This is a genomic window from Mesorhizobium sp. M5C.F.Ca.ET.164.01.1.1, from assembly GCF_004792125.1.
In the GTDB taxonomy this organism is placed as follows: Bacteria; Pseudomonadota; Alphaproteobacteria; order Rhizobiales; family Rhizobiaceae; genus Mesorhizobium; species Mesorhizobium wenxiniae.
In genome coordinates this window covers 78,654-103,103 of record NZ_SRTG01000005.1, presented here as the reverse complement: position 1 = coordinate 103,103, position 24,450 = coordinate 78,654, and the positions used below count along the sequence as shown (strand labels likewise).

General features: G+C 62.7%; 25 protein-coding genes. 9 read left to right on the top strand and 16 right to left on the bottom strand.

The annotated features are described in order from the left end of the window. Positions 1-24: 24 nt before the first annotated feature. From EN807_RS24720 to EN807_RS24680, 10 genes are all read right to left on the bottom strand, one after another. Positions 25-1,062, bottom strand: coding sequence for a phosphotransferase family protein (locus tag EN807_RS24720; protein ID WP_189522572.1), 1,038 nt, complete (start codon positions 1,060-1,062; stop codon positions 25-27). A 169-nt stretch (positions 1,063-1,231) separates the two neighbouring features. Beyond that, positions 1,232-2,443 (bottom strand): acyl-CoA dehydrogenase family protein, encoded by a 1,212-nt coding sequence (locus tag EN807_RS24715; protein WP_135937036.1) that lies wholly within the window; start codon positions 2,441-2,443, stop codon positions 1,232-1,234. A 189-nt stretch (positions 2,444-2,632) separates the two neighbouring features. Continuing rightward, the gene (locus tag EN807_RS24710) at positions 2,633-3,082 is read right to left on the bottom strand and encodes a lipocalin-like domain-containing protein (protein WP_135937035.1); all 450 of its coding nucleotides are present in this window, start codon (positions 3,080-3,082) and stop codon (positions 2,633-2,635) included. A 450-nt stretch (positions 3,083-3,532) separates the two neighbouring features. Next, positions 3,533-3,820 carry an SMP-30/gluconolactonase/LRE family protein gene (locus EN807_RS24705; protein WP_246684334.1) on the bottom strand — a complete coding sequence of 96 codons (288 nt, stop codon included), beginning with the start codon at positions 3,818-3,820 and terminating at the stop codon, positions 3,533-3,535. 32 nt (positions 3,821-3,852) lie between these two features. Beyond that, positions 3,853-4,815: a 3-keto-5-aminohexanoate cleavage protein gene (locus EN807_RS24700; RefSeq protein ID WP_135937034.1), complete on the bottom strand. Its 963-nt coding sequence runs from the start codon at positions 4,813-4,815 to the stop codon at positions 3,853-3,855. Continuing rightward, the gene (locus EN807_RS24695) at positions 4,812-5,759 is read right to left on the bottom strand and encodes a 3-hydroxyacyl-CoA dehydrogenase (RefSeq protein WP_135937033.1); all 948 of its coding nucleotides are present in this window, start codon (positions 5,757-5,759) and stop codon (positions 4,812-4,814) included. The genes EN807_RS24700 and EN807_RS24695 overlap by 4 nt, the downstream gene beginning before the upstream one ends. Before the next feature lie 10 nt (positions 5,760-5,769). After that, entirely contained in the window at positions 5,770-6,576 is an 807-nt protein-coding gene (locus tag EN807_RS24690) for an SDR family oxidoreductase (RefSeq protein ID WP_135937032.1), read from the bottom strand. Positions 6,577-6,833: 257 nt separating this feature from the next. Next, the gene (locus tag EN807_RS36775) at positions 6,834-7,052 is read right to left on the bottom strand and encodes a hypothetical protein (protein WP_246684332.1); all 219 of its coding nucleotides are present in this window, start codon (positions 7,050-7,052) and stop codon (positions 6,834-6,836) included. A gap of 113 nt (positions 7,053-7,165) precedes the next feature. Further along, positions 7,166-7,420, bottom strand: a complete 255-nt coding sequence (locus EN807_RS36770; protein WP_246684331.1) for a hypothetical protein — start codon at positions 7,418-7,420, stop codon at positions 7,166-7,168. A 133-nt stretch (positions 7,421-7,553) separates the two neighbouring features. Beyond that, on the bottom strand, positions 7,554-8,225 hold the full coding sequence (locus EN807_RS24680) for a GntR family transcriptional regulator (protein ID WP_135937031.1): 672 nt from the start codon (positions 8,223-8,225) through the stop codon (positions 7,554-7,556). 145 nt (positions 8,226-8,370) lie between these two features. On the opposite strand from EN807_RS24680, the gene EN807_RS24675 reads away from it, so the two are divergent. The 9 genes from EN807_RS24675 (at position 8,371) to EN807_RS24635 (ending at position 18,520) form a co-directional block, all read left to right on the top strand. Next, positions 8,371-8,958, top strand: a complete 588-nt coding sequence (locus tag EN807_RS24675; protein WP_135937030.1) for an amino acid synthesis family protein — start codon at positions 8,371-8,373, stop codon at positions 8,956-8,958. After that, complete coding sequence (locus EN807_RS24670) at positions 8,951-10,759, top strand: alpha/beta fold hydrolase (RefSeq protein ID WP_135937029.1); 1,809 nt, start codon at positions 8,951-8,953, stop codon at positions 10,757-10,759. The genes EN807_RS24675 and EN807_RS24670 overlap by 8 nt, the downstream gene beginning before the upstream one ends. Further along, entirely contained in the window at positions 10,756-11,808 is a 1,053-nt protein-coding gene (locus tag EN807_RS24665; protein ID WP_135937028.1) for an LLM class flavin-dependent oxidoreductase, read from the top strand. The genes EN807_RS24670 and EN807_RS24665 overlap by 4 nt, the downstream gene beginning before the upstream one ends. Next, a complete protein-coding gene (locus EN807_RS24660; protein ID WP_135937027.1) occupies positions 11,805-13,280 on the top strand; it encodes an aldehyde dehydrogenase in 1,476 nt (491 codons plus the stop codon). Before EN807_RS24665 ends, EN807_RS24660 begins: the two co-directional genes overlap by 4 nt. 65 nt (positions 13,281-13,345) lie before the next feature. Continuing rightward, on the top strand, positions 13,346-14,350 hold the full coding sequence (locus tag EN807_RS24655; RefSeq protein ID WP_128204273.1) for an ABC transporter substrate-binding protein: 1,005 nt from the start codon (positions 13,346-13,348) through the stop codon (positions 14,348-14,350). Positions 14,351-14,419: 69 nt separating this feature from the next. Continuing rightward, a complete protein-coding gene (locus EN807_RS24650) occupies positions 14,420-15,280 on the top strand; it encodes an ABC transporter permease (RefSeq protein ID WP_127313930.1) in 861 nt (286 codons plus the stop codon). Position 15,281: 1 nt separating this feature from the next. After that, positions 15,282-16,082 (top strand): ABC transporter permease, encoded by an 801-nt coding sequence (locus tag EN807_RS24645; RefSeq protein WP_135937026.1) that lies wholly within the window; start codon positions 15,282-15,284, stop codon positions 16,080-16,082. After that, positions 16,079-17,158, top strand: a complete 1,080-nt coding sequence (locus EN807_RS24640) for an ABC transporter ATP-binding protein (protein ID WP_135937025.1) — start codon at positions 16,079-16,081, stop codon at positions 17,156-17,158. The genes EN807_RS24645 and EN807_RS24640 overlap by 4 nt, the downstream gene beginning before the upstream one ends. A gap of 465 nt (positions 17,159-17,623) precedes the next feature. Further along, positions 17,624-18,520, top strand: a complete 897-nt coding sequence (locus tag EN807_RS24635; protein WP_135937024.1) for an arginase family protein — start codon at positions 17,624-17,626, stop codon at positions 18,518-18,520. A gap of 56 nt (positions 18,521-18,576) precedes the next feature. On the opposite strand, the gene EN807_RS36765 is transcribed toward EN807_RS24635, so the two are convergent. The 6 genes from EN807_RS36765 to EN807_RS24610 all read right to left on the bottom strand — a co-directional run bounded on the left by EN807_RS36765 (position 18,577) and on the right by EN807_RS24610 (position 24,438). Further along, complete coding sequence (locus EN807_RS36765; protein WP_246684329.1) at positions 18,577-18,960, bottom strand: hypothetical protein; 384 nt, start codon at positions 18,958-18,960, stop codon at positions 18,577-18,579. A 6-nt stretch (positions 18,961-18,966) separates the two neighbouring features. Next, positions 18,967-19,437, bottom strand: a complete 471-nt coding sequence (locus EN807_RS36760; RefSeq protein ID WP_246684328.1) for an alpha/beta fold hydrolase — start codon at positions 19,435-19,437, stop codon at positions 18,967-18,969. A 204-nt stretch (positions 19,438-19,641) separates the two neighbouring features. Continuing rightward, on the bottom strand, positions 19,642-21,513 hold the full coding sequence (locus EN807_RS24625; protein WP_246684327.1) for a CocE/NonD family hydrolase: 1,872 nt from the start codon (positions 21,511-21,513) through the stop codon (positions 19,642-19,644). 20 nt (positions 21,514-21,533) lie between these two features. Continuing rightward, positions 21,534-22,526 carry an oligopeptide/dipeptide ABC transporter ATP-binding protein gene (locus EN807_RS24620; RefSeq protein ID WP_135937165.1) on the bottom strand — a complete coding sequence of 331 codons (993 nt, stop codon included), beginning with the start codon at positions 22,524-22,526 and terminating at the stop codon, positions 21,534-21,536. Positions 22,527-22,582: 56 nt separating this feature from the next. Then, entirely contained in the window at positions 22,583-23,545 is a 963-nt protein-coding gene (locus tag EN807_RS24615; RefSeq protein WP_135937023.1) for an ABC transporter ATP-binding protein, read from the bottom strand. Further along, a complete protein-coding gene (locus tag EN807_RS24610) occupies positions 23,542-24,438 on the bottom strand; it encodes an ABC transporter permease (protein WP_135937164.1) in 897 nt (298 codons plus the stop codon). The genes EN807_RS24615 and EN807_RS24610 overlap by 4 nt, the downstream gene beginning before the upstream one ends. Positions 24,439-24,450 lie beyond the last annotated feature (12 nt).

The window sequence follows — 24,450 nt, the reverse complement described above, 5'->3', positions numbered from 1 at the left end:
GGGACCTGGGCCCGAACGCTCCCCTCAGGCAGCGCTCCACGGTCTTGCCCCTCGGATGATCTCTTGGGCGCGTACGGCAAAGCGACCGGCGAGAGGCCACTTGCCGGCGGCGTCGGCCGACGCCGCGCTGCCTGCCCGCGCCCGGTCGGCGATGCCGACGAAGATCACCGCGAAACGGAACAGCGAAAAAACCAGGTGGAAGCGTTGCAAGGGCGCAGTGGGTACAGCATGCGCGAAATAATGGTCGAGGAATTCGCGCTGGCTGGGGATGCCGAGTGCATCATGATCGAGGCCGAGGATCCCGCCATATTCGTCCGGGGTCGAATGCCAGGTCATCGAGCAAAAGCCGAGATCGGCGAGCGGATGGCCGATCGTCGACAGCTCCCAATCCAGAATGCCGATCACCTCCGGCTTGTCGGGATGGAACAGCAGATTTCCGAGGCGGAAGTCGCCATGGGCGATCGACACGCGCCCATCATCCGCGGGCATATGCTGCGGCAGCCAGTCGGCGACCGCTTCGAGTGCCGGAATTCTGTCGCTTGGCGATTCCCTGAGCTGCCTGGTCCAGCGGCCAATCTGGCGCTCGAAATAGTTGCCGGGCCGGCCGTAGTCGCCGAGACCAACCTCGTCGGGACGGACAGCATGCAACTTGGCCATCGCTTCTGCCATGCCGAAATAGATGCCGCGTCGCTCCGCGGGCGAACGGCCAGGCAGCGAACAGTCGTGGAAGACGCGACCAACCAGCCGCTCCATCAGGTAGAACGGCGTGCCGAGTGGCTCGGCGGCGTCGTGATAGATCACTGGCCGGGGCACCGGGACGTTGGTCGGTGCGAGCGCTTCAAGCACGCGGAACTCGCGATCGACGGCATGCGCCCCGCGCAGGATCGGCCCGGCCGGCCTCTTGCGCAGCACCATGCGATGCACACCATAGTCGACGAAGTAGGTGGGGTTGGACTGTCCGCCGCCGATCCGCTCGAGCGTCATTGCGGCATCGCCGAAGCGGTTCGCGAGAAAGTCCTTCAATACCGCAGGATCGAAATCCGTATTCAACGGCTGCGCCATCCTTTCCTCCCGAGACGCCAGCCTTAGAGGCCGTTTCGAGATTCGCTCTGGCGAGTCATATGATGGTGGTTTCGAGAACCGGAGCGCAGCGGACATTTGGGTCCGTGAGCACCGGAAGCGCAGAAAACGCCATCAGATGGCCGCCAGAGTAGAGTTTCCAAACGGTCTCTTATGCCTCGCCTTCGACAGTCCACTGCCAGAAGCCCCTCTCTTGCTCGTTGAGGAAACGGTTCAGTACCATCTTGTGGACCTCATCGGCACCGTCGACCAGCCGCGCCTGGCGAGCATAGCGGTAGATCCATTCGAGCACCGTGTCCTTAGAATAGCCACGCGCGCCATTGATCTGGATCGCCACGTCGGCCGCGTCATGCAGCACATTGGCGACCTGGACCTTGGCCATCGACACTTCCTTGCGGGCAAAGCCGCCGCGGTCCAGTTCCCACGCAGCCTTCATCACCAGGATGCGGCCGATCTCGATGCGCATGGCGAGGTCGCCGAGCTTCAGCTGGACGCCTTCGCGGTCGGCGAGACGCTGGCCGAAACCGTGGCGCTCGGCAGCGTAGGCGCGCGCGATCTCAATGCAGCGCTTGGACAGTCCGAGCCAGCGCATGCAGTGGGTAAGTCGCGCCGGGCCGAGCCGCACCTGCGTCACCTTCATGCCCCTGCCTTCGCCGACCAGCATGTCTTCGACAGGGATTTCGAGCCCATCGAACTCCAGCTCGCAATGCCCGCCATGCTCCTCCGGGCCCATGATTTCGATGCGGCGCAGGATGCGCCAGCCCGGCTGGTCCTTGTGGAACATCAGGGCCGACAGGCCATGGCGCGGGTCGTCCGAGGTTCGCACGATCAGGATGAAATGGCTGGCCTCCTCCGCGCCGGTGATGAACCATTTGCGGCCGGTCACCACATATTTGTCGCCGCGCCGCTTCGCACGCGTCATAATCATCGAAGGATCCGAGCCGCCGCCGGGGTGCGGTTCGGTCATGGCAAAGGCCGAGCGCACCTTGCCCTCGACGATCGGCTTCAGCCATTTTTGCTTTTGCGCCGGTGTGCCGAGCGCCTCCAGAACCATCATGTTGCCATCGTCGGGCGCTGCCGAATTGAACACCACGGGTCCGAAGATCGACCGGTTCATCTCCTCGTAGCAGACCGCCATGTCCATCTTGCCGAGACCGGCGCCGCCGGATTCGGGCTTGAGTTGCAGGCACCACAGGCCCGCCATTCGCGCCTTGGCGCGAAGCACCTCCAGCAGCGGCAAGGCGATGTTTCCATGCGCGTCATAAGACATCTTGTCGGCTTCGAGCGGCAGGATCTCGCGCTCGACGAAGTCGGCAATGCGGACGCGGTAATCTTCGGTCTGGGCTGGAATATCGAAATTCATGGGAAAAACTCACAGCGATGAAACGAGGCGGCGCCATCGACCATGGACGAGCTCGCCGAAAAGCATTGGGTCGCCACCTGATGGTGAAAATCTGACGGCTTTGTATCCAACACAGGCTCAGCTTTAGGTGGAGAACCGCCGTTCGACGAAGGTTCAACTGAACGGCTCAAATGCGGACCTTCCGGGCGTTCAATGCGACGACGTCGATGTAATCTTCTCAAATCTAACGGTATGAACGCAATCTTTCCCATCCAGCGGGTTCTGTGCCGGGGCCGATCTGTAGAGGAGCGTTCGACCGTCGGTCTCTAGATACCGGACTTGTTCGGTACCCTCCCAGCTTTGGTTCCAGCTCATGTCAATATGATGGACGATCCGGTCATGCTCGACAGAGTATGTCCCGGCATAGGCAAACATGGAATCGTAGAGTGCAACCTTTTCATTCGAAGTGGGGACTAGCGCCGCAGGCGTGCTGCGATCTGTTCGAAGGACGAAAACCATCATCCTGTCATCTGCTGAATAGGAGATTATGCCACGGGGATTCTGCCCCAGGGCATCGAGCACTTCGCCGGTTTCAAGGATCTCATAGACCCATGATGTCATTCTCCAAGATCCAAGTAGCAGCGTCTTCAGTTGCGACATGACAGCCCCCTAGAGAAGGACTTCGGAGCGTAGCACGAGTCCTTAGACGTTGCACGGGCAAGGCCCAAACACGCTCCGCCTACCTTTCAAATCGTTTGCATCAAACGAGTACTGGCCACTGTCGCCTGTGATCCTGGTCAGCGCCTCCGACAGCACATCGAGAAGGATCTGCGCGTCGGGGTGATCAGGATCCGTTTTTACAATGATCATGTGCTCGACGTCCAAACTGTAGCTGTGGCGACTTGCTGGCACGACTGGCGGCCATGGCTCAGATTGCCGGGAAGGAACGACCGCTGAGGGCTCAATCGAGCCGTCCGCGATGGTTGTTGCGGACGGCCAGAGTGGGTCGAAACCGGTATTTGGCTCCGATACCAGCATCAGATTTTCACCACTAGAAATCGAGCGAGCGTTCGTTTCCTTATTCGCCTCTATCCCTTTTTGCAGCCGCCGTCATCCGGCGAAGCGTGGTTCGGCAGCGCCTTTGATTCCAAGGCCGGTTATCGCGAACAGGCTGCCGCTTAGAACGCCATCGCCGGGGAAGCGCGGCAGCGGCGGTTTTGCCATCGAGGTCACGTACAGGGTGTCGAGCTTCGGTCCGCCTAACATCACGCTAGTGATCTTCTTGACGGGCATGTCGATGGTGCGATCGACGCTGCCGTCGGGTGCGTAACGCAGCAGCCGCCCGTCGTAGACAAGGGCATTCCAGGGAAAGCCTTCGGCATCGACGGTTGACCCCATCGGCGCCACCATGCGGCGACAGGCGAGCCGCCTCAGAACGCGACCTTGTCGCCGCCCTTCAATGACAGGATCTCGCGCGCCTCGTCGGGCGTCGCCACCTCCATGCCGAGGCCTTCGATGATCTTGCGGGCAAGTACCACCTGCTCGGCGTTCGATTTGGCAAGCTTACCCTTGCCGGCCCACAGACTGTCCTCCAGCCCGACCCTGATGTTGCCACCGAGGGCTGCCGACTGCGCGGCGATGCGCAACTGGCTGGCGCCGGCGCCGAGCACCGACCAGCGGAACTGGTCGCCGAACAGCCGGTCGGCGGTGCGCTTCATATGGGCGACGTCTTCGGGATGCGTGCCGATGCCGCCAAGCAGACCGAACACCGACTGCACGAAGAACGGCGGCTTCACCAGCCCGCGATCGGCGAAGTGCGAGAGATTGTAGAGATGGGCAATGTCGTAGCACTCGAACTCGAAGCGCGTGCCGTTGTCGTAGCAGGTCGCCAATATGTATTCGATATCCTTGAAGGAGTTGCGGAAGACCAGATCGCGCGTCGTTTCCAGATGCGGCCTTTCCCAGTCGAACTTGAAGGTCTCGTATTTGTCGACGAGGTGATAGAGGCCGAAATTGATCGAGCCCATGTTGAGCGAAGCGACTTCAGGCTTGAACTCGGCGGCCGGGCGCACGCGCTCCTCGACCTTCATGTAGGGACTGCCGCCAGTGGTGATGTTGATGGCGGCATTGGTGGCCTGCTTGATGCGCGGCAGGAACCGCGCGAACGCCTCCGGCGTCTGGTCGGGCTTGCCGGTCTGGGGATCGCGGGCATGCAGATGCAGGATGGCCGCACCCGACTCCGCCGCCGCGATCGCCTCGGAGGCGATCTGGTCCGGCGTGATCGGCAGATAGGGCGACATGGTCGGCGTGTGAATCGCCCCCGTCACCGCACAGGTGATGATCACCTTGCCTTTGGTCTGCTGGGCGCCGGGGTCGCGGCTTGTTTCCGTCATCTTCCAAACTCCTGATCCGATTTTTTCTTGTGCGCTGCCAGCGCCATCAGCCGGCGGTCGCGCCATACCTGCCGTTCGCCGAGTTCTTCCCGCGGCAGCCGCTTGCGGCGGTCGCCCTCTACCGTTTCGATGACCTCGCCGGCCCAGTCGACCCGGCGCAGCATTTGCGGGAAGATGTTGGAATAGATCGTCTGGTAGCGCTCGACATAGTCGCGTACGCCGCCCGGCGCGTTGAGGTCGATCGTTTCGAACGGACCCATGAACGACCAGCGCAGCGCCAGCCCATCGCGAATGCCGATATCGACATCCTCGACGCTGGCAAAGCCGTCGGCGACAAGTCGAAAAGCTTCCTCCAGCAGCGCGCCCTGCAGGCGGTTCATGATGAAACCGTCGAGCTCGTGCTTCATCACAAGCGGCGCGTGACCCGCGGCGACCAGGAAGGCGCGAGTCCTTTCGACCGTTTCGGGGGAGGTCCATGGCGCCGGCACGACTTCAGCGGCCGGGATGAGATAGGGCGGATTGATCGGATGCACGACCAGGCAGCGGTGCCGCCCATGCAGATGGTCGGTGAATTTTGACGGCAGCAACGCCGAGGTGGAACTGGCGATCACCGCTTGCGGACCGGCCAGTGCGTCGATCAGGGAGAACACCTCGCGCTTCACGTCGAGGTTTTCGGGCGTGTTCTCCTGGATATGGACCGCATCGGCCAGCGCCTCGCCCAGTTCCGCCACCACGGCGATGCGATCAAGCACGGCGTCGATTGCCTGTGCCCGCAGCAGATCGTTCGCGGCGAGGTCGCCCAGCACGCCGGCGATGTAATCGTGCGCGCCGGCCGTCGCGGCCGGCGACTGGTCCCACATCCGCACATCATGGCCAGCGCGGGCGAAGCTGATCGCCCAGGCCCGTCCGATGAACCCGCTGCCGACAATTGCTACCTTCAACATGGTCCGTTCCTCAAAGCGTTTCGACATTGCCGTCGACGCCGAGCGACTGGCCGGAAATGTTGATGCCCGCATCGGACAGCAGGAAGGCGACCATCGCGGCGACGTCATAGGGGCTGGTCATGCGGCGCAGCGAGATGTTCTGGAGATAGCGCTGCGTCATCTCCTCGTTCGAAACACCGACCTGCCTGGCCCGGTCGGCGATGACCTTGTCGATGCGTGGTCCCTCGATAATGCCGGGCAGGATGGCGTTGACCCTTATGCCGTGCGGCCCGAGCTCCTTGGCGAGGCTTTGCGTGAAACCGATGACGCCGAACTTGGCCGCCGAATAGGGGGTGCGGAAAGCGTAGCCGTGGCGGCCGGCGGCGGACGACATCGAGACGATCGAGCCGCCGCCCGCCGCCTTGATCAGCGGCACGGCACGCCGGGCGCAGAGGAACTGGCCGGTCAGGCAGATGTCGATGCAGCGCCGCCAGTCCGCCGGATCGATTTCGTCGACGCCGCCGGTCGGCCCGGCGATGCCGGCATTGTTGATCAGCGCGTCGAGCCCGCCGAGCTTTTCCTTCACGGTCTCGAACAGCCGGTCGACGTCGTCGTCGCGCGAAACGTCTGCCTTGATGGCATCGACCAGCGCGATCTTGTCCGGAGCAGCGGCCAGAGCCTCGTCCGAAACGTCGCAAACGACGATGCGCGCGCCGAGCCGCGACAGCGTGTCGGCAATGGCCAAGCCGATGCCGCCGGCGCCCGCCGTCACCAGCACGCGCTGCCCCTTCAGCCCGGTCAGAAAATCGTCCGCCGATGTTGGCGCCCCTTTACTCATTGTGTATCCCTTCTCATTGCAGCCGCCGTTCGCGCAGCGCCATGACAGCGCCCAGAACGACCAGGCCGTATAGAATTGCCCTTGTGGCATAGGGCAGCTGAAGTAGTGACGAAATCGCTGCCTCGCTGGTGGCTTGGCAAGCAGAAGCAGTTCTAACCTGCTCGGGCACGCCAATACTCTCGAGCTTCCAGATAAGCCGCCATGATTTGCATTGATCTCCACGAGCTAGCCATAACCGCGGCTAGCTCGCACAGTCCCTAAGGGCGCCCTGGAGGCTGCTCCTGCGGAAAATTGGTTTCGTCTATGATTGCCACGGCCTGTTTGATGCTGTCTCTCACCTCGAAACCGATCCAGTGTCCGTCCATCAGATGCGTTTGTCTGGCACAGGCGAGGAAATAGCTCCCGGCCTGCTGCGCAACAAAGTTGAGTTGCCTCCGCTCATTGATTTTAATTCCCTCCGGCGGATCGGTGTACACCCCCCAGATAGCATCCCTCGGCCGTCAACTTCACTGGCATCTCTGACTGAGCGTAAACCCTGGTCACCATCAGGCTTGCCGGAAAGACGAGGAGCCATTGAAGAACTCGATCTCTACCGACCATTCCGCTGGCACGACGACGGTGAGATTGCCGCCCCATAACCGTTGAAGTCAATAATGTCGGTCCGGATGTTGTCCCTGCGATACCGCTCGACTTGGTTCCAATCGGCAACAATCTCTATGGCCACCGTCTTGGCTGCAGGATCGTTCTTGATCCAGCTCGGGACGGGAGGCTCCCCAGCCAGCGCAATTCCAGGCAATAATCCCAAGGCGACGGCGAGAAGGACAAGGTGAGCAAAGCGCGCCATCGCAATCAGAGGCTCCTCCCGGCGGGGGCGGCCGAGCGCAAGCGACCATGTCATCGGGTTGGATGCGCGTTGGAATTGCCCGCATTGCGTCAATGTGAGGGCGACAGCGATTCCGTAATGTGAAGTTTCTGCTTCAGCTATTGCGAAGGGTCTGTTGCGCAATTCGCCAAGCCTGCTCCACATGCCGCCGGGCCGCGGCTTCGGCTTCATCGCCGTTGTGCGACTTGATCGCGTTCATGATGTCTGTCATTTCGGCAATTGCGGCATCGCGACGATTCACCGAAGCGATGGTCATGGAACGCAGCTGGTTGATGCGGACGTTCAGACCCTGGACGATCTCCCAGGCGATGCGCTTGTCGGCGGCATCGAAAAGCATTTCATAGAATTTTGTCGTCGCCCGCATCACCTCCATCGGATTGGCTGAGGCCCACGCCGTGATCAGCACATTCATTGCGCCCTCAAGCGCGGCGATCTGGTCCTGCGTCGCCGTGAGCGCACAGGCGCGCGCTGCGATGCCCTCCATCAGAGCGCGCAGTTCGTAAATCTCGTCGGTGCGGCTGAGATCTGGCCGGGCCACGGCAGGTCCGTGGCCCGGTATCATCTGGACCAAGCCCTCGGTCTCCAACTGCCGCAGAACTTCGCGCACCACCGAGCGGCTGACGCCGAGTTGGTCGCAAAGCGGCCGTTCGATCAACCTTTCGCCGGGTTGGAAGTGAAACCCCATGATCGCGTCACGCATGCGCTCCAGCGCCAGCGTTCTCAGCGTCTTGGTGGATCGTTCGATCCTGAGCGTGTCGTCGGCCAATTCGTCTACTCCCATCATCCGCAAACAAACAGATTCGATGATCCGTTGACAAGGGATTTGGTCTTCAATAGTATGGTATACCATAAGATGATGAGGCAAAAGGAACTTTCCGGATGCCTCAGCTCAATCGATCACCGAGGATTTGATGAAGCCGGCCATCCGAAAGATCGTCACCTACGTAGAGAACACGCTGGTTGAAGGCGGCAAGGTGGCCTCCCGGCCGCTGCGCCTGATCGGCGTGGCGGCAGTGCTCGACAATCCCTGGGCCGGACGCGGTTTCACCGAGGACCTTTCTCCCGAGATCCGCGCCTGTGCGCCGGTTTTGGGGGAGATGCTGACCCATGAAATTCTCGCAGTCGCGGGATCCGGCGAAGCGATCGAAGGCTACGGCAAGGCCGCAATATGCGGCACTTCGGGCGAGATCGAGCATGCCTCCGCGCTCATCCACACGCTGCATTTCGGCAACCACTATCGGCGTGCCGTCGGCGCCAAGACCTATCTTGCCTTCACCAACCTCCGTGGCGGGCCGAACACACCCATCATGATCCCGCTCATGGACAAGAACGATGAAGGCCGACGTTCGCACTACCTGACAGTGCATTTCCAGATCGGCGATGCACCGGCGCCGGACGAGCTGGTGGTGGCGCTTGGCGCCTCGATTGGCGGACGACCTCATCATCGCATCGGCGACCGCTATCAGGATCTCAAGGAGGTCGGCGACCTGCATGGCTGAGCTGACCGCCCCTGGCTGGCATCGCGGAACGGCGCCTGACGGCACTGGCTTCATCCGTGCCGGATCCGGCGCGCCGGTCCTCCTCATCCACGGCGTCGGCATGAATGCGGCGGTCTGGGGCCCACAGATCGAGCTGATGAAGGACAGATGGGATGTGATCGCGATCGACATGCTGGGACACGGCCGGTCGCCGCTACCACCCGAGGACGCCAGCCTTGCCGACTATGCCGGACAGGCGATCCGGCTTCTTGATCACCTTGGCTTGGGTGCCGTCTCAATCGTTGGCCATTCAATGGGGGCGCTGGTCGGGCAGGAAATCGCTCTCGATGCTCCCGAACGGGTCCGCAGCATCGTGTCGCTCAACGCGGTCTTTCGCCGCCCAGCGGCCCTTGCGCAGGCGGTGCGTGAACGCGCCGCCGAATTGAACGGCGCGAAAAACCCGTCAGGAACGGACGCAACGATCGCGCGCTGGTTCGGCAACCCGGTCCCCGGCAGCTTGGCAGAGGCCGCGAGGACGACGCGCGCGGCACTGCAAAGCGTCAACCGCGAAGGCTATGCGCGCACCTATCGACTTTTCGCCCATGCGGATGCGGCGCATGGCGATCGTCTCTCGGGTCTTGCGGTGCCGGCCCTGTTCATGACCGGCTCGCAGGACAGGAATTCTTCACCTGCGATGTCGGCAGCGATGGCCCGCCTCGCGCCGCGTGGTCGCTGCGTCGTTCTGGAGGGCGAACGACACATGATGGCCATAGCCTCGCCTGACGCGGTCACACGGCGCATTGTCGATTTTCTCGAGAGCAACGACAGCACAAGCACATCAGAGCTACGGGCGATGGACACAGCCTTCGACGCGGGCGAATTCAGGCGGGCGCTCGGTTCCTTCCTGACCGGCGTTACCATCGTCACTGCGATCGGGCCGGAAGGGGAGCCTCGAGGCTTTACTGCCAATTCGTTTACATCCGTTTCGCTCGATCCGCCGCTTGTCCTGGTCTGCATTGCCAAGAAAGCGCTGGGTTATCCTGTGTTTTCGACCTCGAAGTGCTTTGCCATCAACGTGCTCTCGGAGGAACAGAGAGCCGCGTCCGGCGTCTTCGCTTCGAAATCGCAGGACAAGTTCTCGGCTGTCGAATGGCGCTTCGGCCCGACCGGCAGCCCGCTGCTCGGTGGATCGGTGGCGACGTTCGACTGTGACATGGAGCAATTGGTCGACGCCGGCGATCATTCGATCCTGATCGGCCGCGTTCGCGAATTTTCCCACAATTCATCGCAGCCCCTCGGCTATTGCCGTGGCGCCTATGTCTCGCCCGGTCTCAGCCAGGAAGCGCTGGCGGCCGCGCCACCCGACATGGAGGTCGGCGCTATCCTCGAAGATGAAGGCCGCGTGCTGTTCTTCGAAACTGTCGATGGCTTTTTCGAATTGCCGGCGGGCCGAGGACTGGGGACGTCCGGCGATACACGAAGCCTCAACGGACGCCTCGCTGCGCAGGCCATCGAGGCTCATCTCGGGTTCCTGTTTGCGGTCTGGGATGATGCAGCAAGCCCATCGCGAACGCATGTCTACTACCGCGGCACGGTAGACACGCCCCACTCCAGCGATGGCCAGGTCCAGCTCGTCGACATCGACAGGATTGCCGGACTGAACATCGCCGACGCTGCTGTGCGCTCGATGCTTGCCCGCTACGTTCGCGAATGTCGGGAGGATGCGTTTGGAGTCTATGTCGGCAACGAGGTCGAAGGTGAAGTCCGTCCGCTCGCCAAGCCGGCACCCATGAACACTTCTAATCCGGGTGAACAGATATGAAGTTCTCGCTCTTCGTCCATATGGAACGCTCGGACTCGGCAAAGCCGCATGCCGAGCTCATCGACGAGCTTGAGGAACTGGTCCTGATGGCCGAGGCGGCAGGCTTCGAGACGGCCTGGATCGGCGAACACCACGGCATGGAGTTCACCATCTCGCCAAACCCGTTCATCAACATCGCCTATCTCGGCGCCAGGACGAAGCGCATCCGGCTCGGCACAGGAACGGTCATCGCGCCGTTCTGGCATCCGATCAAGCTTGCCGGCGAAGCAGCCATGACCGACGTCATCACGGGCGGCCGGCTCGACATCGGCATCGCGCGCGGCGCCTACAGCTATGAATACCAGCGCCTGTTCCCGGGGCTCGACGCCTGGGGCGCGGGCCAGCGCATGCGCGAGATCATCCCGGCTATCCAGGGCCTCTGGCAAGGCGACTTCGAGATGTCCGGGGAGTTCTGGTCGTTTCCATCGACCACCTCGTCGCCCAAGCCGGTGCAAGAACCGCACCCGCCGATCTGGGTGGCGGCGCGCGATCCCAACTCGCACGACTTCGCCGTGTCCAACGGCTGCAACGTCCAGGTGACGCCGCTCGCCTCCGGCGATGACGAGGTAACCAGCCTGATGGAGCGCTTCAACGCGGCGTGCGCGGCGCATCCGGACATGGCACGCCCCGATATCATGCTGCTGATGCACACATTCGTTGCCGAGGACGCCGCCGATGCGGAGCAGCTGACGAAGGACCTGTCGCTGTTCTACTGCCAGTTCGGCGCCTGGTTCCAGAACAAGAAGCCTGTTTGTCAAGGCATATTGGAGGCGCTCACGGACGACGAGATCGCAGCCATGCCGCAATATGCGCCGGACAAGATCCGACAGCACCTGGTTATCGGCGAAGCCGAAGAGGTGATCACCCGGCTGAAGGCGTACGAGGCGCTCGGCTACGACCAATATTCGATCTGGATCGACAGCGGCCTGCCACACGAGCGCAAGAAAAAGTCGCTGCAGCTGTTTGTCGACAAGGTGATGCCGGCCTTCCGGCATGGGAGGCCGCTATGACCCTTGCGGCCTTCAGGAACTTCATAGATGGGGCGTTCGATACGCCGACAGCCACCTTCGAAAGCACTGATCCATCCACCGGAGCGCCCTGGGCGACGATGCCCGCCGCAACCGAAGCCGATGTCGACCGCGCCGTCGAGGCGGCGCACCGGACGCTGCACTCCGCCGCGTGGACATCGTTGACGGCCACGGCGCGCGGCAAGCTGCTGGTGCGCCTCGGCGAGCTGGTCGTCGCCAATGCCGGCCGCCTGGCCGAACTGGAGACGCGCGACACCGGAAAGATCATCCGCGAGACCCGCGCCCAGATTGCCTATGTCGGCGACTACTACCGTTACTATGGCGGGCTTGCCGATAAGCATGAAGGCTCGGATGTGCCTATCGACAAGGCTGATATGGACGTCACCATCCGGCGCGAGCCGATCGGCGTCGTCGCTGCCGTCGTGCCATGGAATTCGCAGCTCTTCCTTTCGGCCGTCAAGCTCGGCCCGGCATTGGCGGCCGGCTGCACGGTCGTCTTGAAAGCCTCGGAGGACGGCCCAGCGCCGCTGCTGGCCTTCGCCGAACTCGTTCACGAGGCCGGATTTCCCGCCGGAAGCGTCAACATACTGACCGGGTTCGGGCACGATTGCGGCCGGCGCCTGACAAGTCATCCGCTGGTTTCACGCGTCGCCTTCACCGGCGGGCCTTCGACCGCTCGCGCGGTCGTCCGCAACACGGCGGAAAATCTGGCCTATACGACGCTGGAGCTGGGCGGGAAAAGCCCGGTTGTCGTTTTCGCCGACGCGGACCTGGACAGTGCGGCCAACGCGGTCGTGGCCGGGATTTTCGCGGCGTCTGGACAAAGCTGTGTCGCCGGCTCGCGACTGCTTGTCGAGCGGTCGATAAAGGGCGAGTTCCTGGACAGGCTGAAGCACAAGGCCGAGGCCATCAAGATCGGCGATCCGCAGGACCCGGCCACCGAAATGGGACCGCTGGCCACGCCACGGCAGCGGGAATGGATCGAGAAGATCGTCGCCGAGAGCGTCGCCAAGGGCGGGACGCTGGTCACCGGCGGAAAAAGGCCCGACGAGCATCCGCGCGGTTTCTACTACGCACCGACCATTATCGACGCCGAGGACACAGGACTGCCTTGCGTGCGGGAGGAATTGTTCGGTCCGGTGCTCAGCGTTCTCACCTTCGACACGGAAGCTGGAGCCCTGGCGCTTGCCAACGATACGCCGTTCGGCCTGGCCTCAGGCGTTTTCACCACCAATCTCGCCAAGGCGCACCGCATGGCGCGCGACATCCATGCCGGCGTCGTCTGGGTCAACACATACCGCGCCGTTTCGCCGCTCGTGCCGTTCGGCGGCTATGGTCAGTCGGGGCTCGGCCGTGAGGGCGGGCTCGACGCCATTCGCGATTACACGCGCTCGAAATCCGTCTGGATACGGATATCCGACGAGCCGATCCCGGATCCGTTCGTCATGCGATGAGGCAGCGCCGCGATCGCGCAATTTCATAACAACAAGAAACCAAGCAACCAACAGAGGAGAATGACATGAAACTGATTTTGACCGGCATTTTGGCCGGATTCTTGGCAGCCACTGCCGCGCACGCCGATGAGATGGTGTTCACCAGCTGGGGCGGAACCACCCAGGAAGCGCAGACAAAATCCTGGGCTGCTCCGTTCGAAGCCAGTTCCGGCATCAAGGTCCTGCAGGACGGCCCGACGGACTACGGCAAGCTGAAGGCCATGGTGGAAGGCGGCAGCGTCGCCTGGGATGTCGTCGATGTCGAAATGGATTTCGCCATCAAGGCGGCCAAGGACGGCCTGCTGGAGCCGATCGATTTCAACGTCGTGCCGAAAGCCGATCTCGATCCTCGCTTCACCACCGACCATGCGGTCGGCAGCTTCTACTACTCCTTCGTTCTTGCCTGGAACAAAGGGGCCGTGTCGGGCGAACCAACGGGCTGGGCCGACATGTTCGACCTGACGAAATTTCCCGGCAAACGCACGTTCTATAAATGGTCGGCGCCGGGCGTCATCGAAATCGCACTGCTGGCCGACGGCGTGCCGGCAGACAAGCTCTATCCGCTCGACCTCGACCGGGCGTTCAAGAAACTCGACACGATCAAGTCGGAAATCGTCTGGTGGGACAGCGGCGCGCAGTCGCAACAGCTGATCGCCTCCGGTGAAGCGGCCTTCGGGCAGCTCTGGAACGGACGTGTCTTCGCCCTCGAGCAGGACGGCGCCGATGTCGGCGCATCCTGGAATCAGAACATGACCGCCGCCGACGTGCTCGTCATCCCCAAGGGTTCGAAGAACAAGGCGAGCGCCATGAAATTCCTGGCCACAGCGACAAGCCCGAAAAGCCAGGCAATGTTTGCTGAAGCAAGCGGCTACGCACCCATCAACAAGGCAGCCAAGGCCGAAATGCCGGCCGATGTCGTCAAGTCGTTGCCGGACGCCTATGTCGACGGGCAGATCAACCTCGACATGAACTACTGGGCTGAAAACCGCGACACGATCGCGGAGCGTTGGTACGCCTGGCAGGCCAAATAGCCGCCGACCACACCCATGAACCGGCGGGGCGTCGCTAGGCGTCCCGCCTGAGCTGCCGGGATCATCGCCATGTCGGGCAATTTGCTTCATCGACAGCCAATCCTCCGAAGGCCAGATGGCGTCGGCGGCGCCCTGCCAGCGCTGACCCTCATCACCCTGTTCTTCGTGGTGCCGGTTGTTGCGCTGCTGTTGCGCAGCGTAACCGAACCCGTACCGGGCCTGCAGAACTACGCAATCCTGTTTGGCGACGGCACCTATGCGCGGGTCTTCTTCAATACCTTTCTGGTCGCCACCGTCGTCACCGCCGTCACCGTGATCGTGGCGTTTCCAGTCGCCTGGATGCTGGCGATCATGCCGCCTGCCCTCGGCTCGATCGTCTTCGGCATCATCATCCTGTCGATGTGGACAAATCTGCTCACCCGCACCTATGCCTGGATGGTGCTGCTTCAACGCACCGGCGTCATCAACCGGACGCTGATGGATATCGGCCTGATCAGCGAGCCGCTGCCGCTCATCAATAACCTGACCGGCGTCACCATCGGCATGGTCTATATCATGCTGCCCTTCATGATATTGCCACTGGTCGGAACCCTGCGCGCCATTGAACCGATGACGCTGCGCGCCGCCGCTCTGTGCGGTGCGAGCCCCTTCGAGGCCTTCCGCCGCATCCTGCTGCCATTGTCGCTTCCGGGCATCGCTGCAGGCGGCCTGATGGTTTTCGTCATGTCGCTCGGCTATTTCGTGACACCGACGCTGCTCGGCGGCACTTCCAACATGATGCTCGCCGCAATGATCGCCCAGATGATCCAGTCCTTGCTCAACTGGGGGCTCGGAAGCGCGGCGGCTTTCATCCTGCTTTTGGTCACCATGGCACTCTACGCGCTGCAGCTGCGCCTCGTCGGCGCCAAGCGCATGACGGGAGGCATCTGAGATGCTGCTCGACTACGACCGGCTGGGCTGGCTGCGTGCAGCACTTCTCGGCTTCACCGGCCTGGTTGCCGCGTTTCTGCTACTGCCGGTGGTCTTCATAGTGCTTCTGTCGTTCGGATCGTCGCGGTGGCTGGCTTTTCCGCCGCCCGGCTGGACGCTGAAATGGTATGAGGAGCTCTTCGCCGATCCGGCCTGGCTCGAAGCGGCGATGACCAGTGCGCGCATTGCTACTATGGCTGCGATCCTTGCCGTCGCCATCGGGCTCCTGGCTTCTTTCGCCCTGGTCAGGGGACACTTTCGCGGGCGCAACACGCTTCGCGGCCTTCTGCTGACGCCAATGGTGCTGCCGGTCGTGGTCTTCGCCATCGCCGTCTATGCATTCTTCCTGCGGATCGGGCTTGGCGGCACCACGGCAGGCTTCGTCATCGCACACACAGTCCTGGCACTCCCCTTCGCCATCATTCCCATCACCGCGGCACTCGAAGGGTTTGACAAATCCATCGAGGATGCGGCGATCGTCTGCGGCGCAAGCCCTTTCGAAGCAAAGCTCCGGGTCACCTTGCCGGCGATCAAGATCGGGATTTTCTCGGCGGCGATCTTCGCCTTCCTCGCCTCATGGGACGAGGTGGTGGTCGCGATCTTCATGGCCAGCCCCACCTTGCAGACCTTGCCGGTCAAGATCTGGGGCAGCCTGCGCCAGGATCTAAGCCCGGTCATCGCCGCGGCCTCCAGCCTCCTCGTTTTCCTGACGCTGAGCCTGATGATCGTAACCGCACTCATTCGGCGGAAATTGTCGACATGACCGAACCGTTCCTCTCCATTCGCGACCTGCGCAAGGCGTTCGGCAGCTTCGTCGCCGTGCACGATGTCACGATCGATATACCCAGGGGCCAATTCCTGACCTTTCTCGGCCCTTCCGGCTCTGGCAAGTCGACGACGCTCTACGCCATCGCCGGCTTTCAGCATCCGACATCCGGCGACGTTCTTTTCAAGGGCAGGTCCCTGCTGTCGGTGCCGTCACACAAGCGCAATATCGGCATGGTGTTCCAGCGCTACACGCTGTTCCAGCATCTCACCGTCGCCGAGAACGTTGCCTTTCCGTTGCGCGTGCGCCGCCGGCCGGACGCCGAGGTGAAACGAAAAGTCGCCGAGATGCTGTCGCTGGTGCGGCTGGAGAGTTTCGGCGGCCGATATCCTGGCGCGCTTTCCGGCGGACAGCAGCAGCGCGTGGCGCTTGCCCGGGCGCTCGCCTACGATCCGCCGATCCTTTTGATGGACGAGCCGCTTTCGGCCCTCGACAAGAAGCTGCGCGAGGAAATCCAGGCCGAGATACGGCGCATCCACCGCCAAACCGGCGTAACGATCCTTTACGTCACCCACGATCAGGACGAGGCGCTGCATCTTTCGGATCGCATCGCGCTGTTTCGGGACGGGCGCATCGAGCAGATCGGCACCGGCGAGGACCTCTATCTGAGACCGGCGAGCGAATTCGTAGCCAGTTTCATCGGAAATTCCAATTTCCTGCCGGCCGAGCATCTTGAAACCGTCAACGGCTCCGCCACGATCCGCCTGGCCGATGGCTCAGTTGTCTCGGGCGTCAGGATCGATCAGGACTTCAGCCATGGCCAGAAAACCAGGCTGATGGTGCGGCCGGAGGCGTTTCGCCTGCGACCCGGCCCGGCCACTGCCGGGCTTGCGGTCGAGTTCATCGACACCGCCTTCTTCGGCGAGCGGCGGCGCGTCATCGCGCGCACGGCCGCCGGTCAGGAGATCGACGTCAGGCCGACATCCGATATGGCGGAAGCACAGGAAGGCATCGCCTCGAGCAGACAGCAGATTTTTTTCGATCCCGCTGCCGCATTTCTGTTTCCAGCCTGATAAACGACAGTTTGACTTCAGCACGGCGTAACTCCCGCTAGGGCCTCGCCAGGTCTGAAGTGTTCATCGCCACATGCTGCAGCAACACATTGACGCACCAAGAACTGTCTTTCATGGTCAGAATTTGCGGTTTGACTTCAAAAGGGAATTGGCCGGGTTGAAATTTCCTCGGCTTTGTCCACTTTCGGTATCAATTGCCTGAGTGGTGCGACTTCCGGCGAAAACAACGCGATCGAATTGACGAGAAAAATACCGTCAGCGGTGCTGGAGGCAACGTCGAAGAGCGTGGCAGCCTGAAGCGTACCGAGAGGTGTTGCGTACCGAGGCTACGTCGGCTGCGAGGTGAGTTTTGGCCGCAAAAGCATCGCTTATGGGGCCGTGAGACGGGCAGCCCGGCCCGCAGCGCTCAGTGGCAGAGACCGCCGGCGTTGCGCCGGTTCTTATTCGCCATATCTGGAGCATCTGATGCCGAACCGACCCTATGCCATCCTTGAAGCGCCTTCTTCGCTGGGTCTCGCGACCGACGGCGTCGAGGCCTTGCCCGGTCGGCTGCTGGAACTGGGCCTCGCCGACCGCATCCATGCGCGCCATGCCGGGCGGCTGGCCGTCCCGCCGAAGGAACCGAAGCCCGACCCTGCCACCCTGACGCTCAATGCCAACGCGATCGCGGCATGGTCGCCCAAGCTCGCCAACGCCGTGGAGGAGGTGCTGGACGCGGGCGAATTCCCGGTGGTGCTGGGCGGCGACTGTACGATCGTGCTGGGCCCGATGCTCGCGCTGCGCCGGCGCGGTCGCTACGGCCTGTTCTTTATCGACGGCCACGCCGACTTCTTCCAGCCCGAGGCCGAGCCTAACGGCGAAGGCGCGTCTATGGACCTGGCCTTCGTCACCGGCTACGGGCCGGCGCTGCTGACCGACCTGGAGGGCCGCCGCCCGTTGGTGCGCTCCGAGGATGCTGTCGCCTTCGCATTTCGCGACCACGAGGACCAGGCCGAATTCGGCAGCCGGCCCTTGCCAGCCGAGCTCATGGCCTACGATCTGCACGCCATCCGCCGCTTGGGCGTCGAAGCCGCCGCCCGGGCGGCCGTTGGCCACCTGACGCGGCCTGAACTCGACGGCTTCTTCATCCATCTAGACGCCGATTGTCTCGACGATGCGATTATGCCGGCGGTCGATTTTCGCGTACCGGGCGGGCTGTCGTGGGACGAACTGTCGGCGGCGCTCCGGATCATCCTGGCGACCGGAAAGGCGGTCGGGCTCGAGGTCGCCATCTACAATCCGCGTCTCGACGTCGACGGCAGCGCCGGCCGTGGCCTTGCTGATGCCCTCGCCGTAGCTCTCGGCCCTGCCGCGCCTGCTTAGTATTGAAACCAATAAAAAAATTGCTGACGGCGGGCAAATCCGAAACCGTGACCCATTCACCTGGACCGGCCCTTTTCCCTGTTGATGAAATCAAGGATCAGGTGAGCTGCCGCTTCCGCACGGGTTTCGAGCAGGAGATGACCGGCGTCGAAGATATGGGCGTCCATACGGGGAAGCGCCTCGATCCAACTCATGGTTTCGGCGAGTTCGAAGAAGGGGTCATGGCGACCCCACACCATCAGTGCAGGCGGCTGGCAGGTTTGCAGATAGCTCTGGATCTCTGCGAAGCGGCGCACATAGTTTCCATAGTCCGCCACGAGGGCACGTTGTGCCTCGAGCCGTCCCGGCAGGCTCATCACGCGCCAGTCCTCATCCCAGTTTTCGGCAGCGATGGACTTTGCAATATCGTCGGGCAGGCCCCCGACATACTGATACCGCACCCCTTCCTAGGTCAGATGACCGGTGGCGGCGGCCTCATTCTCGGCGGTGGGGTTCGACCAATAGGCGATGGTGTCTGCCCATTGGCGGCCGAACCCACTGGTATGGGCATTGGCATTCTGGATGATCAGACCAGTCACCATCGCGGGCGCATACATCGCGACATGAAAGCCGACTGGCGCGCCGAAATCGTGAAGATAGATGAAGCGGGGACCGACGGAGAAGTGGTCGAGGACTTCGAGGATTGCCTTCCCCATTGCTTCGAAGGAGGTCGAGGCGAGGACATCGGACTCCCCGAACCCCGGAAGATCGGGAGCGATCACGAACAGGTCGTCGAGGAGCATCGGGGCCAGACGCCGGAACGTGCGCGCTGAGCTGGGAAAGCCGTGCAGCAGCAATAGGGCGGGACTGGAGGGATCCCCTCCGACATCCACCGCGAGACGGCTTCCGCCCATGACACGAAGATAGTGCCGGATCATCGCAGGCCTCCTTCTCTCGCCGAGCCATTGCTCGGTTCGCCCGCCGTTCTCCCGGATTTATTCTAAATCAGTGGGTTACGTGGCGCTATGGCGTGCTTGCGGATACGCCCGGACGGGCAAAAATCACTCCCAGTCGGTTGTACCCCCACAGCAGCCTATCTTTGCGCAAGCTTATCGGGCAGGGCTTAGAGCCGCCCGATTTGCTCATAATCTCTCCACGATCAGCCGCGATGGCCGTGTCCCATCGAGAAAAACCGTGTTGCGCGCCACTTGCCGGCTACGGCCGAGGCCCGCCGGCGCACCGGTATTCGGATTGACGTCGAACTTTGGAAAATTGCTCGAAGAGATGTCCAGACGCAGCCGATGGCCGGCACGGAACAGATTGGCGGTCGCAAATAGCTCGATGCGAAGCCGCATGATCTCCCCAGGCTTCACAAGCTCGGCTCTTTCGAATGAATGCCGGAAGCGGCAACGGAAAATCCCGTCTGTCAGGTTCAGGGCAAAGCCCGTCGGATAGTCTGCGCTCGGTGGGTAGACGTCGATCAGTTTCGCGGTGAAGTCGGTGTCGGTTGCATCGCTCGCCGCCCAGAGCTCCACCCCCACCCGTCCGAGCACGGTCAAATCGTCGGCAAGCGGCTCGGTCTCGAACGAGAGGACATCGAGACGGGCGGAAAGCGGCAAGCCGAAATTGCGGCAGCCGAAAAACCTGTCGTCCTCTCTCTGGTCGAAGCCGCCGCCGGCGAAGATCGGCTGACCGCTGGTCAGCGCGCCGCCGATGGTAGGGACGGGATCGGCGGGATCGAAATCATAGCTCAGCGCGACGGCGTCGGCCGCAGGAAAGGCCTCCGAGAGCCTGCCGTTGGGGTGCAGATAATAGCTTTGCTCCGTCACCTCGGGCAGCGGCCACCGCTTGGCTTTGATCCAGCGGCCGCCGTGATCGAGACGGCCCGTTTCATTTTTCGTGCCCTTTCCCCCGCCCATGACAAAAAGGCGGATCGGCTCCTCGTCGAGATCGTCCTCCGGCCCGCTCTTCAGCCAGCGATCGAACCAACGGCGACGAAACTCCAGCCAGCTTGCCGCCACATTGCCGCTGAGCGGAGCGTTCGGTCCGAAATCGACGTCGCCGGCAAAGGTCAGATTGCGGTCGCCGTGCAAGCCCGGTCCCATGATCAAGGCGAGCGGCCGTTTGCCATTGCTGGCAAGGCCAGCCAGATTCTCGAACGTCGTCGGGACATAGACGTCGAACCAGCTCGACATCAGAGCAATCGGAATGTTGGGAATGGCATCGTAGTAGCCCGCCGCATGAATGCCGACCTGCTTCCAGAAATCGTCGAAGGTCTCGTGCTGCCACTGCTCGAGCAGATAGGCCTCGTATTGCGGAGCCCAGCGGAGTGGCGAACGGCCCTCCGACCACGGCATTTTGCCGAACCAGCGATGCAGGTTTTCCGCTTCGAGCGCCTTTCGGGCCAACTCGTCGCCGGCGGCAACGGCGCTCTCGCGGGCTTCCCGGTAGGCCCAGGTCGCCTGCTTCAGCTCGAACGCGCCGCCTTGGCGGATGCCGCAGGTGAAGGCATTCGAGAACCCGCCGGAATCGAGGATCATGGTAGCAAGAGCCGGTGGCGCAAGGCACGCCGCCGCCATTTGGGTATGTGCGGCATAGGAAAGGCCCATGGTGCCGATCCGGCCGTTGCACCAGGGCTGGGCTGCGATCCATGCAAGCGTGTCGTAGCCGTCCGGACCTTCGGAGCGATATTTGACGAACTCACCTTCCGAGCCGTAGCGGCCGCGGCAGTCCTGATAGACGACGATGTAACCATGGCGCACGAAATGTTTGGCGACTGTCGCGCGATCCATCGGTTCGGTCATTCCGATTTCGAGCTCGGCGCGCGACGCCATCGCCTTGCCATAAGGCGTCCGCTCAATGATGGCGGGAGCTGGCCGGTCCAGCGCGCGGCCTTCCCTTGCCGGTCGGTAGATGTCGGTCGCCAATCTTACTCCATCGCGCATCGTCACCATGACGTCGCGGCAGAGGACCATGTCATCGGTCACGGACTGGAACGCCTGGAAGTCGGTCATCTCTAAAAATTCCAAGGCGATCAGGCGGCGTCGTTGAGGTGGCATGCGCTCTTGTGTCCGGCAGCAACCACCTTCAGTCGCGGCGCTTCGGTCCGGCAGCGAAGCATCGCGTGCGGGCAGCGCGGGTGGAAATGACATCCGCTCGGCGGCGAAAGCGGGCTCGGCAATTCACCCTTGATCGCGGCAAAGCCGCGTTTGGTGGTTTCGATCCGCGGCACCTCGGCGAGAAGCGCCTGCGTGTAGGGATGGTTGGCCCGTGCAAAGATCTCCTCGGCCGGAGCCTCTTCGACGATGCGGCCGAGATACATGATCGCCACCCGATCGGAGATGTGCTCGACCACCCCGAGATCGTGGCTGATGAACAGATAGGTGAGGTTCAGCCTCTCGCGCAGTTCCATGAAGAGATTTAGGATTTGCGCTTGGATCGAGACGTCCAGAGCGGCAACGGCTTCATCGCACACGAGAAATTCCGGCTGCACGGCGAGCGCGCGCGCAATGCCGATCCGCTGGCGCTGACCGCCGGAAAACTGATGCGGAAAGCGGTGCTTCAACACCGGATCGAGGCCGGCACGTCGGAACTGTTCATCGACAAAGGTGCCGAGATCGCCGCCGACCAACCCGTGAACGCGCGGGGCCTCGCCGACGATATCGGCCGCTTTGCGGCGCGGATTGAGCGAGGCATAGGGGTTCTGGAATATCATCTGCACGCGCAGCTTGGCTTCACGCCGCTCGGACGGCGGGAGCGCCTTCATATCCTTGCCGCGCCACGATACCGATCCTCTGCTGGGCGACAGGATGCCGGCGACGATCCGCCCCAGTGTGGACTTGCCGCATCCCGACTCGCCAACGAGGCCCAGAACCTCACCCCTGCGAACGGCGAGACTGACACCGTCGATCGCCTGCACCCTTGCCGCCGGTTTGGCAAGTTTGAGCGAGATCGCCAAACGAGCAGCGAGATCGGGCCGAGTGCCGAAGCTGTGAGAAATCTCGTTCAGCTCGATCAGCGGCGCCATCCCGCCAGAACCCGGTGAGGAGCTTTGAATGTTTGCCGCAACCGGAGTGGAAGAGATCATACGCGGAGCTCCGGCAAGGGATGGACGCAACGGTGCTCGCGCGGGCCAGCAACGTACAGCGGCACCGCCTGGGCACACACCGCATCGGCACGTGCGCAGCGCGGGGCGAAAGCGCATCCGGTCGGCAGCCGCGCAACACTGGGCGCCATTCCGGGGATCTGCCGAAGCCGCTCGCCGCGCTGGTTGCGGCTGGGAACGGAGTCGATCAGACCGGCGGTATAAGGGTGCAGCGGACGGGCGAGAACGTCCGACACCGGACCGGTTTCGACGATGCGGCCCGCATACATCACGGCGATCCGGTCGGCGAGCCGCGAGATGACGGCGAGATCATGCGTGATCCAGATCAGCGACGTGTTGTTCTGCGCCACGAGCTTTTGCATCTCGGCGAGAATCTGCGCCTGGATCGTCACATCAAGCGCGGTGGTCGGCTCGTCGGCAATGATGAAGTCCGGCTGGTGCAGCAGCGCGATAGCGATAACGACGCGCTGGCGCATCCCGCCGGAAAACTGATGCGGATAGGCCTGCAGCCGCTCGTCCGGGCTCGGAATCCCGACCATACCGAGCGCGTCGCGCGCCCGCGCCCTGGCATCGGTGCGCGAGACGTTTTCATGCGCCTGAACCGCCTCGATCATCTGCGTATCGATGCGCAGGACCGGGTTCAACGTCATCATCGGATCCTGGAAGATCATGGCCATGCGGCGCCCGCGCAGCGCACGCATCTCCTCGCGGCTGGAGCGGGTGATGTCGCGGCCGTCGAAGACGATCTGGCCGCCGACGATCGTCCCGGGCGGATCGACCAGGCCGATGATGGAAAAGCCAGTGACCGACTTGCCGGACCCGCTTTCGCCAACGAGACCCAGAACCTCGCCGCGCGCGACGCTAAACGAGACGCCGTCGACGGCTTTTGCTTGTCCGAAATGGGTCCTGAGATCGCGGACTTCGAGTACGGTCGCATTCATTCGCGCCCCCGCGGGTTGAGCACGTCGCGCAGCCGATCACCGACGAGGTTGATCGCAACCACGGTAATCAGCAGCGCTACGCCCGGATAGAAGCTGATCCACGTCATGCCGGAGAGCATGTACTGGTAGCCGTTGGCAACCAGCAGGCCGAGACTGGGCTCGGTGATCGGCACACCCAGGCCAAGGAAGGACAGGGTCGCCTCCAGCGAGATGGCGCGCGCCACCTGCACCGTCGCGATCACGATCAGCGGCGGCAGGCAGTTGGGCAGCAGATGGACGAACAGAATGCGCCATCGTGGAATAGCGAGCGACTCCGCTGCTTCCATGTATTCCTTGCGCCGCTCCACCAGCGCCGTGCCGCGCGCGGCACGCGCGTAGGTCGCCCATTCGACGATCACCAGAGCGAGTACAACGTTGAGGATTCCTTTGCCGAGAAAGGCGAGGATCATCAGCGCAACGAGAATGGAGGGGAAGGAGAGCTGCAGATCGACGATGCGCATGATCGCCGTCCCGGTCCGACCGCCCACATAGGCGGCGAGCAGGCCCAACGAGGCGCCGAACAGCGCTGCGAAAAGCGCCGAGCTGACGCCGACGCCGAGCGATATGCGCAGGCCATAGATGATGCCGGAAAGCATGTCACGACCCTGGTCGTCGGTGCCGAGCCAGAACGTCATGCCCGTCATCGATTGCGAGCCGGGCGGCAGGCGACTGTCCATGATGTCGAGCTGGTTCAGGTCGTAGGGATTTTGCGGCGCTATAAGCGGCGCAAGCAGCGCCAGCCCGATGATCGCGGTCAGCAGCACGAAACCGGTAACGGCGGCGGGCGAGCGGAAGAATGCCCGCACGAGCACTTGAAACGGCGCCTCCTCACCCTTTTCGGCCTCGACCGGCATCGGCGGCGGCAA

Coding starts and splice junctions, on each gene's coding strand:
- EN807_RS24720 (WP_189522572.1), bottom strand. CDS start 1,062: ATGGCGCAGCCGTTGAATACGGATTTCGATCCTGCGGTATTGAAGGAC.
- EN807_RS24715 (WP_135937036.1), bottom strand. CDS start 2,443: ATGAATTTCGATATTCCAGCCCAGACCGAAGATTACCGCGTCCGCATT.
- EN807_RS24710 (WP_135937035.1), bottom strand. CDS start 3,082: ATGTCGCAACTGAAGACGCTGCTACTTGGATCTTGGAGAATGACATCA.
- EN807_RS24705 (WP_246684334.1), bottom strand. CDS start 3,820: ATGGGGTCAACCGTCGATGCCGAAGGCTTTCCCTGGAATGCCCTTGTC.
- EN807_RS24700 (WP_135937034.1), bottom strand. CDS start 4,815: ATGACGGAAACAAGCCGCGACCCCGGCGCCCAGCAGACCAAAGGCAAG.
- EN807_RS24695 (WP_135937033.1), bottom strand. CDS start 5,759: ATGTTGAAGGTAGCAATTGTCGGCAGCGGGTTCATCGGACGGGCCTGG.
- EN807_RS24690 (WP_135937032.1), bottom strand. CDS start 6,576: ATGAGTAAAGGGGCGCCAACATCGGCGGACGATTTTCTGACCGGGCTG.
- EN807_RS36770 (WP_246684331.1), bottom strand. CDS start 7,420: ATGGCGCGCTTTGCTCACCTTGTCCTTCTCGCCGTCGCCTTGGGATTA.
- EN807_RS24675 (WP_135937030.1), top strand. CDS start 8,371: ATGAAGCCGGCCATCCGAAAGATCGTCACCTACGTAGAGAACACGCTG.
- EN807_RS24670 (WP_135937029.1), top strand. CDS start 8,951: ATGGCTGAGCTGACCGCCCCTGGCTGGCATCGCGGAACGGCGCCTGAC.
- EN807_RS24665 (WP_135937028.1), top strand. CDS start 10,756: ATGAAGTTCTCGCTCTTCGTCCATATGGAACGCTCGGACTCGGCAAAG.
- EN807_RS24660 (WP_135937027.1), top strand. CDS start 11,805: ATGACCCTTGCGGCCTTCAGGAACTTCATAGATGGGGCGTTCGATACG.
- EN807_RS24655 (WP_128204273.1), top strand. CDS start 13,346: ATGAAACTGATTTTGACCGGCATTTTGGCCGGATTCTTGGCAGCCACT.
- EN807_RS24650 (WP_127313930.1), top strand. CDS start 14,420: ATGTCGGGCAATTTGCTTCATCGACAGCCAATCCTCCGAAGGCCAGAT.
- EN807_RS24645 (WP_135937026.1), top strand. CDS start 15,282: ATGCTGCTCGACTACGACCGGCTGGGCTGGCTGCGTGCAGCACTTCTC.
- EN807_RS24640 (WP_135937025.1), top strand. CDS start 16,079: ATGACCGAACCGTTCCTCTCCATTCGCGACCTGCGCAAGGCGTTCGGC.
- EN807_RS24635 (WP_135937024.1), top strand. CDS start 17,624: ATGCCGAACCGACCCTATGCCATCCTTGAAGCGCCTTCTTCGCTGGGT.
- EN807_RS36760 (WP_246684328.1), bottom strand. CDS start 19,437: ATGATCCGGCACTATCTTCGTGTCATGGGCGGAAGCCGTCTCGCGGTG.
- EN807_RS24625 (WP_246684327.1), bottom strand. CDS start 21,513: ATGACCGACTTCCAGGCGTTCCAGTCCGTGACCGATGACATGGTCCTC.
- EN807_RS24620 (WP_135937165.1), bottom strand. CDS start 22,526: ATGGCGCCGCTGATCGAGCTGAACGAGATTTCTCACAGCTTCGGCACT.
- EN807_RS24615 (WP_135937023.1), bottom strand. CDS start 23,545: ATGAATGCGACCGTACTCGAAGTCCGCGATCTCAGGACCCATTTCGGA.
- EN807_RS24610 (WP_135937164.1), bottom strand. CDS start 24,438: ATGCCGGTCGAGGCCGAAAAGGGTGAGGAGGCGCCGTTTCAAGTGCTC.